The sequence below is a fragment of the Parapedobacter sp. genome, assembly GCF_053550995.1.
Genome location: NZ_JBMQOC010000046.1, coordinates 1 through 11,659, shown reverse-complemented (window position 1 = coordinate 11,659; position 11,659 = coordinate 1). Strand labels below are relative to the sequence as shown.

General features: G+C 51.8%; 11 protein-coding genes. 8 read left to right on the top strand and 3 right to left on the bottom strand.

Translation table 11 applies throughout. The annotated features are described in order from the left end of the window. The 6 genes from ACO1NT_RS06790 to ACO1NT_RS06765 form a co-directional block, all read left to right on the top strand. On the top strand, nucleotides 1-610 hold a 610-nt coding region (locus tag ACO1NT_RS06790; RefSeq protein WP_449047705.1), incomplete at its 5' end, for a thiolase family protein. Between the two features lie 77 nt (nucleotides 611-687). Then, on the top strand, nucleotides 688-1,638 hold the full coding sequence (locus ACO1NT_RS06785) for a hypothetical protein (protein WP_449047703.1): 951 nt from the start codon (nucleotides 688-690) through the stop codon (nucleotides 1,636-1,638). A 118-nt stretch (nucleotides 1,639-1,756) separates the two neighbouring features. Next, the gene (locus tag ACO1NT_RS06780) at nucleotides 1,757-3,364 is read left to right on the top strand and encodes a peptide MFS transporter (protein WP_449047702.1); all 1,608 of its coding nucleotides are present in this window, start codon (nucleotides 1,757-1,759) and stop codon (nucleotides 3,362-3,364) included. Nucleotides 3,365-3,472: 108 nt separating this feature from the next. After that, entirely contained in the window at nucleotides 3,473-4,198 is a 726-nt protein-coding gene (locus ACO1NT_RS06775; RefSeq protein ID WP_449047701.1) for a polyprenol monophosphomannose synthase, read from the top strand. A gap of 106 nt (nucleotides 4,199-4,304) precedes the next feature. Beyond that, entirely contained in the window at nucleotides 4,305-5,327 is a 1,023-nt protein-coding gene (ruvB, locus tag ACO1NT_RS06770) for a Holliday junction branch migration DNA helicase RuvB (RefSeq protein WP_449047699.1), read from the top strand. Between the two features lie 45 nt (nucleotides 5,328-5,372). After that, complete coding sequence (locus tag ACO1NT_RS06765) at nucleotides 5,373-6,143, top strand: hypothetical protein (RefSeq protein WP_449047698.1); 771 nt, start codon at nucleotides 5,373-5,375, stop codon at nucleotides 6,141-6,143. Here ACO1NT_RS06765 and ACO1NT_RS06760 read toward each other — a convergent pair. The 3 genes from ACO1NT_RS06760 to ACO1NT_RS06750 form a co-directional block, all read right to left on the bottom strand. After that, nucleotides 6,127-6,702: a hypothetical protein gene (locus tag ACO1NT_RS06760; protein ID WP_449047697.1), complete on the bottom strand. Its 576-nt coding sequence runs from the start codon at nucleotides 6,700-6,702 to the stop codon at nucleotides 6,127-6,129. The two genes, ACO1NT_RS06765 and ACO1NT_RS06760, sit on opposite strands and share 17 nt — an antisense overlap. A gap of 79 nt (nucleotides 6,703-6,781) precedes the next feature. After that, nucleotides 6,782-8,113, bottom strand: coding sequence for a xylose isomerase (gene xylA, locus ACO1NT_RS06755; protein WP_449047695.1), 1,332 nt, complete (start codon nucleotides 8,111-8,113; stop codon nucleotides 6,782-6,784). Nucleotides 8,114-8,143: 30 nt separating this feature from the next. Then, nucleotides 8,144-9,640: a xylulokinase gene (locus ACO1NT_RS06750; RefSeq protein WP_449047694.1), complete on the bottom strand. Its 1,497-nt coding sequence runs from the start codon at nucleotides 9,638-9,640 to the stop codon at nucleotides 8,144-8,146. A 146-nt stretch (nucleotides 9,641-9,786) separates the two neighbouring features. Between ACO1NT_RS06750 and ACO1NT_RS06745 the strand changes: the two genes are divergently transcribed. Continuing rightward, on the top strand, nucleotides 9,787-10,809 hold the full coding sequence (locus ACO1NT_RS06745) for a LacI family DNA-binding transcriptional regulator (RefSeq protein ID WP_449047693.1): 1,023 nt from the start codon (nucleotides 9,787-9,789) through the stop codon (nucleotides 10,807-10,809). Nucleotides 10,810-10,893: 84 nt separating this feature from the next. Beyond that, nucleotides 10,894-11,659 (top strand): Gfo/Idh/MocA family protein (locus tag ACO1NT_RS06740; RefSeq protein WP_449047692.1); only part of this gene is annotated, 766 nt, incomplete at its 3' end.

The window sequence follows — 11,659 nt, the reverse complement described above, 5'->3', positions numbered from 1 at the left end:
CAGGTTTAAATCGGAAATCGTTCCGGTGGAAGTTGTCGGTCGGAAAGGGGAGGTGGCCGTTGTCGATGAAGATGAGGAAATCCACGCGGTGAAATTCGAGAAGATACCGTCGTTAAAGCCTGTATTCAAGAAAGACGGTACGGTAACTGCCGCCAACGCGTCTACACTGAACGACGGGGCGGCGGCTTTGGTATTGGTCAGCGAAGCCAAGCTACAGGAATTGGGGTTGCGGCCATTGGCACGCATACGGGGTTATGCCGATGCGCAGCAGGCTCCCGAGTGGTTTACCACGGCACCGGCCAGGGCGATTCCGCGGGCGTTGCAGCATGCCGGCGTCGATGCGGGGGAGGTGGATTTCTACGAGATCAATGAAGCCTTTTCGGTGGTCGCCATTGCCAATAACCAAGAACTGGGTCTATCGGCCGACCTGGTGAATGTCAACGGCGGTGCCGTCGCGATGGGCCATCCACTGGGGGCTTCCGGTGCACGTATCGTGGTAACGCTCCTGTCGGTATTGGCGCAACATGATGGCCGTATCGGTGTCGCGGGCATCTGCAATGGCGGGGGCGGAGCGAGTGCGGTGGTGGTCGAGCGGATGCTGCCTTCTTGATCTCATGGCGGAAATCGACGTGTTTGTTGCGGTATTACCCGCTTGCATTTAAAAAGCAGGTTAGCTAAGTTTGCCCTATGGTAGATTTGGCTATGGTAGCCGGGCGATGTCGGCAGGCGATGTTGGCTACGGGGTTGGTGGTGTTATATGGGCTCTTTGGGCTGCTCAACAGTGGTTTGGTGTATGGCCAGCAGGGGGGAAACTTGCAAAAAATACGATCGTTGGAAGATAGTCTTGCCAAGCTGGGCTACACCATGTATAACGAACCCAGTGAGCCCGAACGGCTGGATGCCAACTTCACCTTCGTCAAAACATTGGTGTCTGCACTGAAGGAACCGTATTCCTACCGGTTTCCGTTTGATTCGCTCGATATGGTCTCCATCCTCAGCGCACCGGACGAAAGTTTTCGTATATTTTCATGGCACCTCCAACTGAACGATGGATCTTATCTCTACTATGGAACCATCCAGTTGAACACGTCCGATGGTAGCCTTAAGATGTACCCTCTGCTGGATAAAACTTATGAAATCGCTGAGCCAGAGCAGGCCATCATGGCGACAGACAACTGGTATGGCGCACAATATTACCAGATGGTCCCGCTCAACGGAGCATATGCTTTGCTGGGCTGGAAGGGGCATACGCCCTACGTTACGCAGAAGGTTATCGAAGTGTTGCGGTTAACAAAAAATGGTGCACAGCTGGGACAGGCTATTTTTGACACCGAAGCGGGCGGTACGCAAACACGCGCGATATATCGGTACAACCGCAATGTCAGCATGCACCTCGAGTACGATAGCGTGGAGAACCGTATCGTGTTCGATCACCTGGCGCCCGCCGATCCGCGGCAACCGGAGCAGTATGAGCAATACGGGCCGGACTTGTCTTATGATGCTTGGCAACTGGAAAATGGCCGATTGGTATTTGTTGCGGACGTGCCGCTGATGAATCCGCCCCATCCGAATGATAGTCGATTTAACGACCCTGCAAAGCCTCAACATCATCCGAAGAGCGGTCTTAATATACAATGAATACCAACTTGGTAGATAAATAAAATTATCCGATACGGCCGTGAAATCGCAAAAAGTTTGTTTTATTTGCACGATGGGCACGTGAATGATCCCAATTTTTAACACCTAATATCAAGATATGCAGCACAATCATGATGAACAACTAACGAAACACCTTGTTAAGAACGGCGTCGAGACGAAGACCGTATTTGACCATCCCGTAGGCCTGTTTGTCCTGTTTTTCACGGAGATGTGGGAACGGTTCAGCTATTACGGTATGCGAGCCCTCCTCACCCTGTTTTTGGTGTCGGAGCTTGCAAACGGCGGCTGGGCATGGACGCGGGAAGACGCCATGGAATTATATGGCTGGTACACTGGGTTGGTATATTTAACCCCATTGATCGGGGGATTCATCGCCGATCGCCTCACGGGCTATCGGAAGGCGGTGGTGTTAGGCGCATTGATCATGACCTTGGGCCATGCGTCGATGGCCCTCGAAGGCGTAGGCTCGTCGTTTTTCTACGTGGGCTTGGTACTGATGATCTTGGGTAATGGGCTTTTCAAGCCGAATATTTCGTCGATTGTTGGCCAGCTTTATCCGGATAACAGTAAGAAGAAAGACTCGGCATACACCATCTTCTACATGGGAATCAATGCGGGAGCCTTTTTGGGAATGCTTCTCTGTGGTTATATCGGCGAAAAGGTAGGCTGGCACTTGGGTTTCGGTTTAGCCGGTATCTTCATGTTTTTCGGCATGATCCAGTTTTATTATGCCCAGCGCATTTTCGGTGTCTTGGGTGAGTCGCCCAAAGAGACCCGCGAGCGGGGTGTGGCCCTAGCCGATACTGCACAGGCAACCGAAGGGGAAGAAGAGGGCATCGAGCCCCCGTCTAAACGTGTGGTTACCGATAGGCTGATCGTCATCGTCGTCCTTTCCTTGTCGAGTATCTTTTTTTGGATGGCTTTTGAGCAGGCCGGCGGATCGATGAGTATTTTTGCGCTGGATTATACCGAACGGATGTTGGAGGGTAACGCGGCGCTTACCTTTAAATGGGTGGATGCCATACTCACCGTATTTCCCCTATTGATCGTTTCGTGGGTATTGTGGTCGCTCGCCAAGAAGATATTTTCATCATATCCCATCTCCATCCTATTTACCGCGGCGAGCTTCGTTGTTATCTGGTGCCTGGGTATCTGGAAAATCTACCGCGAATTCAACGCCTTGGAAACCGAGGTGGCTGCTTCATGGTTTCAGATATTGAATTCCTTTTTCATCATCACATTGGCCACCTTGTTTAGCAAAATGTGGGAAAAGGTAATTAACCCGTCGGGCCCGGTGAAGTTTGCCATTGGATTGATTCTATTGGGTGTGGGGTTTGCGGTTTTGGGGTATGGTAGTAAAGACATTCCGCAGGGCGCAGCTACCGCGCAGGTGAGCATGATTTGGTTGATATTAGCCTACTTCTTCCACACATCGGGCGAGCTTTGCGTATCGCCCGTTGGACTTTCCTATATGAGTAAGCTGTCGCCGAAAAAGTTCGTTGGCCTCATCTTCGGCGTATGGTTTGCCTGCAGCGCCGTTGCCAACTTTTTGGCCGGCATGTCGGGCAGCCTCATTGACCGCATCAGCCAAGCTTATTCCATGTCGACGTTCTTCTTGATTTTTGCCGTTATTCCGGGTATTGCAGGGCTATTATTAATTGTGTTCTCGCCGCTATTGCGACGGATGATGCACGGCATCCACTAACAACAAGACCCGTGTATACCGTTACAGCGAAGAGCCGCTGTAACGGTATTTTTGTATTCGACTTTTACTTATAATCCTTACCTTTACCCTACAAAAACGCAATCGACAGTGTCAGATAGCATCGTCATCATCCCGACATACAATGAGAAGGAAAACATTGAGAAGATTATCCGCAAAGTATATGCACTGTCGGAAGATTTTCATGTGTTGGTTGTCGATGACGGTTCTCCGGATGGTACCGGCGCGATTGTGAAGGCGTTGCAGTCGGAATTTGCAGATCGACTATTCCTGGAAGAAAGGAAAGGGAAGTCGGGGCTCGGTACGGCTTATATCCACGGGTTCAAGTGGTGCATCTCTCGGTCTTACCGATACATCTTCGAGATGGATGCCGATTTTTCCCATAATCCTGAAGACCTTCCGAGACTTCGTGCAGCATGTTTGTCGGGTGCCGATATGGCCATTGGGTCACGCTACATCAAAGGGGTGAATGTGGTGAATTGGCCCATGAGTAGGGTGTTGATGTCATACTTCGCTTCCGGCTACGTGCGGTGGATTACCGGTATCTCCATACGTGATGCTACCGCTGGGTTCGTATGTTACAGACGCGAAGTGCTGGAAACCATTCCCCTGAACCGGATCCGGTTTGTCGGTTACGCCTTCCAGATCGAAATGAAATTCACGGCGATCAAATATGGCTTCAAGGTGGTGGAAATACCGATTATCTTTACCGATCGTACGGAAGGCGTCTCCAAAATGAGCACCCGGATATTCAGGGAGGCATTTTTTGGCGTCATACAGATGAAGGTAAGCAGCTGGTTCAGGAAGTATAAATAGTACTAAGTATTCAGTAGTTCGTATTTAGCGTCTGGCAGGGACTCGCGGGTGAGCGAATATTGGCGAAAAGCAGAACAGCAAATAACAAACGGCATAGCGTAGCAAAATGAACGAACATTTGGATCCCAACCCCGAGAAGCTGTCCAACGCGGAGCGCGAATTGGAGAAGGTGCTGCGCCCGCAGGCTTTTGAAGATTTCACGGGTCAGAAAAAGATTTTGGAAAACCTGAGCATTTTTGTGCAGGCTGCTAAACTGCGCGGTGAGGCATTGGACCACGTATTGCTGCATGGCCCCCCGGGCCTGGGCAAAACCACCCTGTCGCACATCATCGCTAATGAAATGGGCTCGGGCATCAAGGTAACCTCCGGGCCGGTGCTTGATAAGCCGGGCGATCTGGCGGGCCTGCTTACCAACCTCGACGAGGGCGATGTGCTGTTTATCGACGAAATACACCGCCTGAGCCCGCTGGTGGAGGAATACCTCTACTCCGCAATGGAAGACTTCCGGATTGATATCATGCTCGAAACCGGACCGAACGCCCGCTCTGTGCAGATTACCCTCAACCCATTTACCCTGGTGGGCGCTACTACGCGCTCGGGCTTGTTAACGGCGCCGCTACGGGCAAGGTTCGGCATCAATGCGCGCCTGGAATATTATGATGCCAAGCTGCTCACCACCATCGTACTCCGTTCGGCCGGCATCCTCCGTACGCCCATCACTGATGAGGGGGCGTATGAGATTGCCCGCAGAAGCCGTGGCACACCCCGTATCGCCAATGCATTACTCCGGCGTACACGCGATTTTGCCCAAATCAAAGGTGATGGCAAAATCGATGTGCCCATTGCGCAATACGCGCTCAATGCACTCAATGTGGATGAACATGGCCTCGACGAAATGGACAACCGCATCCTGCTCACCATCATCGAAAAATTCAAAGGTGGCCCGGTCGGCGTCAAGACCATCGCCACCGCCGTTGGCGAAGATGAAGGCACTATCGAAGAAGTTTATGAGCCTTTTCTTATTCAGGAGGGCTATTTGATGCGTACATCGCGCGGAAGGGAATGTACCGAATTGGCTTATAAGCATTTGGGCAAGACCAATCCTGCCAGAGGTAATACACTTTTTTAGCCGTTTTCACAAAAATGGTATAAGTATTGAGGGTAAATGGGAATTATGAAAAGAATCTCGCTGTTTGCCCTTTTATGTTTCGCCTTTCCTTATGTTGGTTATTCACAGTTTGGCAATGAGTCGCCCATCCCGTATTTCCGGTATTCGGTTACGGGTGGAATGGGGGTGAACCAGTTGTATGGGGATTTGGATAAGCGGCAAATCGGTGGCAGCGTATATCTCCGGGGAAACTATTTCCTTACCCATGGTGTCAGTATCGGACTGGAATTGCAGGAAGGGCTGTTGCGTGGAAAAGACAGTGTGCAAACCGATGGTGTGACAAGAAAGGCTGTGAATTTGTACCATGCAGCCATTTTCGGTTTCCGTTTCCAGCCGATTAAATTCCTGCAAGATGATCACTTGCGCCGTATCGAATACCGCGAATCTTTGGCGAAGCGAACATTGAACAGTGTGTATCTCGGCGCGGGTATTGGGGTATTGCACAGCCTGCAATGGGATAAGCAACGTGTTGTAGGTGATGTGCCGACAACGGACCCCATAACGGGTGATTCTGTAGCAGTACAAAACGTGTTGCCGGCACATACAGGTAGGAACCACGGTTTCAGCTATATCATCAGCACAAATGTAGGATTTGAAGTTCCCTTACACCGTTTGAAGCCGAACTTATTGGATTCATACGTCTGGAATTTGGTTGTGAACGGCCAGCTCAATTTTGCACTCGATGACGAACTGGATGGCTACAGTGGGGACTATGCCGGCAATGAACATCGCGATATCTATGCGGCACTCTCATTGGGTGTTAACCTCCGCTTCTGATCCGCGCAAGCTTTTCCAACGTTTTCTTCCCCCGGCTTTGTATCGCGGCTGAACCGTCACGCAGCAAGAATTCGATCTGCTGCTTCAACTCGTCGCGTATCCACTCATATTCTCCACTCAAATGCAGTAGCACATCCATGCAATTGGCTTGGACGGCAACGGGTGTGCATGGGTCGATGAACCAATGGAAGACGGTTTCGACCAACTGCTCGCGGCTAGTCTTCTGCATTACATCCCGGTAGGGTTTTGGGGCACGTGGATGCGTGAGCCTCCGGAGTATATTGGTGAAATGCCGCTGGCAACTCGGATTTTTTTGGCGGGGTAATCGGATTAAAAAGGCTTCTGCCACCGTTGCAAACAACGTAGAACGATTGAAGGCAATATATTCCAATAGCCAGGCTGCCCGGAAAGCCAGCCTCCGGTGGCGTTCATCATAGCAACAGTCATGCAGTCCAATCAGCGGAATACCGGGCACTTCACCGAGGGAGGTCAGTTCAGGTATCCAGATTTTGCTCTTCAGGCTGGCAGTCAATTGGGTTTTGAGGGTCTGTATATCCATGCTGGTCAAATCGTCGCAAAATAACGAAAATCGATTATCAATAACGGGTAGCCGACCCTGGGCTACCCGTTATTGATGGCTAGATATACCGGTTAACGATATTCTCGAACAGCTCCTGCTTGCCACTGATGGTTTCGGGTTCGCCCGACGCAGCGGCGATATCGCGCAAGTCGGCCAGCGATAGCCTGCCTCCTTCGAAGTCCTTCCCCTTTCCGCTATCAAACGATGCGTACCGTTCCGCACGAAGCTTCCTGTAGGCAGACTTGCTTAGGATATTGTCGGCTGCAACAAGCGCACGGGCGAAGGTGTCGGCACCACCTATATGTGCGTAGAAAAGGTCTGCCCGGTCGGTGGAGTTACGGCGTACCTTGGCGTCGAAGTTGATGCCGCCCCCCGAGAAACCACCGGCTTCGAGGATGATGAGCATGCATTCCGTCAGTTCGTTGATGTTGTTCGGGAATTGGTCGGTATCCCATCCATTTTGATAATCGCCGCGGTTAGCGTCCATCGACCCGAGCAGGCCCGCATCGGCAGCCACCTGCAGCTCGTGCTGGAACGTATGCCCAGCCAGCGTAGCGTGGTTCACTTCCAGGTTGAGTTTGAAGTCATCCAAAAGATCGTATTGGCGGAGGAAGCTGATCACCGTGGCAGCGTCATAGTCGTATTGATGCTTGGTGGGCTCACAAGGTTTCGGTTCAATGAAAAATGTTCCATGGAAACCTTGGCTACGGGCATAGTCGCGAGCGGTATGCAACATCCTGGCCAGGTGTTCCTGTTCGCGCTTCATGTCGGTATTCAGCAACGTCATATACCCTTCACGGCCACCCCAGAAAACATAGTTCTCGCCACCCAGGGCGATGGTCGCATCCAGTGCCGCCTTGATTTGCGCCCCGGCGTGCGCTACCGCGGCGAAATCCGGATTGGTGGCAGCGCCATTCATGTATCTTTTGTGCGAGAAGAGGTTCGCCGTTCCCCACAACAGTTTTACGCCACTGGCTGCCTGCTTTTCCTTGGCATAAGCCACCAGCGTTTCCAGGCGCTTCTCGTTTTCAGCCACATTGTCCCCATAATCCACTACGTCCACATCGTGGAAGCAATAGTAAGGCATGCCGATTTTGGTGAAAAACTCAAATGCGGCATCCATCTTGTCTTTCGCCCGCTGGATGACGTCATTGTTCTTATCCCAGGGAAAGAACAGCGTGGGTCCGCCGAAGGGGTCGCCGCCGTTGCCGTTGAAAGAATGCCAATAGGCCACGGCAAACCGTAGGTGCTCTTCCATGGTCTTGCCGGCAATGACCCTGCCCGCATCGTACCAACGGTATGCCAATGGGTTGTCTGATTCGGGCCCCTCGTAGGCAATTTTCCCGATGCCTTTAAAATACTCGTTTTCGCCGATAATTACGTTTGACATATTTTTTGTTCCTTTAATTGTTTTAACTGTTTATCGATTCATTTCTTCGGCCAATTGGCCATCGAGGAGCTGCCTCCATTCTTGGTATAGGCCCTCATAATGATCATCCCCCTGCGGTTCCACGGTCGTCAGCAACTCCTGCCGGCTGAAAGCCTCGGTTGGCGAGGCGAAAATGCCCGATCCGATGCCTGCACCCAAGGCCGCACCCACACTGCCGTCGCTATTATACAATTCAACGGGAACGCCCGTCACTTCTACGAAGATTTCCGTGAAGAGTGTGCTGAGAAACATGTTCGCCTGGCCGGCGCGGATGATCGCTGGACGCATGTTATTCTCGCGGAGGATGTCGAGCCCATAACGGAACGCGTAAGCAATGCCTTCTTGCGATGCCCTAAACACATGTGAACGACCATGGGCGTTGAAATCCAGGTCGATAAAACGTGCGCCCAATATCTTGTTGTGCAGGAAGCGTTCCGCACCATTGCCGAACGGAAATATTTTCAATCCGCTGCTGCCCGCCGACACCGCTTTGCCAAGGGTGTTCATCTGCGCATAGGTGAGGCCATGCCCGAAATGGTCCTTGGCCCAGCGATTCAATATACCGGTACCGTTTATACACAGTAATATGCCGGTGCGTACCATCTCTGGCGTGTAATTGACATGGGCGAACGTATTGACACGCGACGCGTGGTCATACACCAACTGGTCGCTTACCGCATAGATAACACCGGATGTACCTGCTGTGGCAGCGACTTCCCCCGGTTCCAGTACGTTCAGCGATAGTGCATTATTGGGCTGATCGCCCGCCTTGTAAGACACGGGAATGCCTGGCGTGAGGCCCAGTTGCGTGGCCACCTCCTTCCGTAGCGTTCCGTGCTCGCCAAACAATGGCCGGATCTCCGGGAACACCGCCTCGTCAAACCCGAAATAGGCAAGGACATCCTTCGAGATACGGTTATGTTTGAAATCCCAGAAAATCCCTTCCGAGAGCGCCGAAATACTCGTTGTGGCTGTCCCGGTCAGCTTCATCGCGATGTAGTCGCCGGGAAGCATGATATGGTGGGCCTTGGCGTAGACATCGGGTTCGTTGGCTTTCACCCAAGCCCATTTCGATGCCGTGAAATTACCGGGGGAATTAAGCATGTGCTCCAGGGCGAACCGTTCGCCCATGCCAGCAAATGCCGCGTCGCCGATTTCCACTGCCCTGCTGTCGCACCAGATAATCGAATGGCGGAGTGCGTTGCCATCTTTATCTGTCACAACGAGGCCGTGCATTTGGTAGGCAATGCCAATGGCACCGATGTCGCGTGCCTTGAATGTGGCATAGGCCGTGAGCTGCCGGATGGCTGCAACGACCTGCTCCCACCACATATCCGGCGACTGCTCCGCCCAGCCCGGCACCACGGAAAGGATGTTGTTTTCCTGGTCTTCCGGATAACGGATGGAGGCCACGCAGACCTGCGTGGCGGCATCTACCACCGACACTTTGATCGAAGACGTACCGATATCGATACCTAGTAATAACATGATTGAAAACGAATAAGTTCCATGGATAATGCTAACGTTGGCATAAAGGTAGATATTACTTTTTGAATTCCAAAATGTATCTTTATTTTTGTCTAGCCCTATAACGGGCCAATGCGCATATAGCTTAGACATTAATCCGTATCCGTTTGAAGAAAATCACCATATTAGACATTGCGAAGGAGCTTGATATCACTTTTTCCACCGTGGCACGGGCACTTAACGACCACCCTGCGATTAGTGCCGCAACGAAAAAGGCCGTCCGGGAAACCGCCGACCGACTAGGGTATCGACCCAATAAGGTAGCGTCTTCGTTACGCTCCGGCAAAACGAAAATCATCGGTGTATTGGTACCCCGTCTGGATGTCAGTTTTTTCAGTTCGGTGGTGCATGGCATCGAGGGTGTGATGAATGAAAACGGGTATACGATATTATTATATCAATCGCAGGAATCCATCAAGCAGGAAAACCGTGGAATCGATACATTCCTCCGCTCCCGCGTAGACGGCATTATCGCGTCCATCTCGCTCGAAACAGAGGATAATGGCGGTTTCATGGAAATCAAAGAGCGTAACATCCCCCTCGCGTTTTTCGATAGGGTGCCCTCCGGCCTCGACGTGCCGTCGGTTACCATTGACGATTACCGCGGTGGTTTTATGGCAACCGAACACCTGATCCGTGCAGGCTATCGGCGTATTGCACACATCAACCAATATCGCAACATCAACATCTTTAATGAGCGCTTGCGCGGTTACCTGGATGCCTTAGGACAGTATGGTTTGCCGGTCGATGATCGTTTGATTATAAAAGGTGATTTTTCCCTCGAATTCGGGCGTCGTTGTGTGCGGACGTTATTGGATAAAGGTATCGCGTTCGATGCTATATTTACGTTGGAGGACTTTACGGCAATGGGTGTGGTACAGGAGCTCAAAGCCGCCGGCAAGCGTATTCCGGAAGATGTCGGTGTGGTCGGATTCGCCAACGAAGCATTTACTAGCTTGGTGAGTCCGCCGATTTCAACGGTCGACCAATGTACCGTGGAAATGGGGGAGGAGGTGGCCCGCCTGTTTCTCAAATTGCTCAAAAAGGGCGACTATTACAAACATAAGCCCGAGAAAATCGTGCTCAGGCCTGAGCTGCTGGTTCGCGACAGTTCGGATAGGAAGCCTTAAGGGGAGCCCGGGATAGCAACTTGGGTAAAAATTTATATATTGGGGGCCTATTTTGAAGATACTGGAACATAATAGTTAACGATCATGACAGACAACACATCGCGTGTGGACGGAGGCGCTTCCCGCCGCTCCTTTCTAAAGACGGCTGGAACAATGGCAGCTATCCTTCCACTCGCACACCCCTTCAGTTTTGCGGGCCCAAGTTCCCCTGCAAAAAAAAAGATACTTAAAATCGGATTAATCGGCTGCGGAGGTCGCGGCACGGGCGCTGCCGCACAGGCATTGCGGGCCGACCCGGATGTGCAGTTGGTGGCTATGGGCGATATTTTTGAAGACCAGATCGCTACGGCATATGATGCTTTAATGAAGATCGAGCCATCCAAAATAAAAGTAAAAGATAAGCACCAATACGTTGGTTTCGATGCGTATCAAAAGGTAATAAACGCTGGCGTGGATGTTGTTTTGTTGGCCACGCCACCGGTATTCAGGCCATTGCACCTCGAGGCCGCGGTGAATGCCGATAAGCATGTCTTCTGTGAGAAGCCGGTCGCCATCGATCCGCCCGGCGTCCGTCGTGTTTTAGCCGCCGTTCGTAAATCAAAAGAAAAGAACCTCGCGTTGGTTTCTGGCTTCTGCTTCCGCTATGCGAACCCAAACCGGGCTGTTTTCGGGCGTGTAGGCGAAGGGGCCATCGGTGATGTGGTATCCTTGTCGTCGTTTAGGTATGGAGGCGACCTCAGTATGAAGCCCAGCCAAGCGGGATGGTCTGACCTCGAGTTTCAAGTGCGCAATTGGTTTTCCTCCAATTGGATGTCGGGCGACCTCGTTATCGAAGAGGCTGTGCATAGTT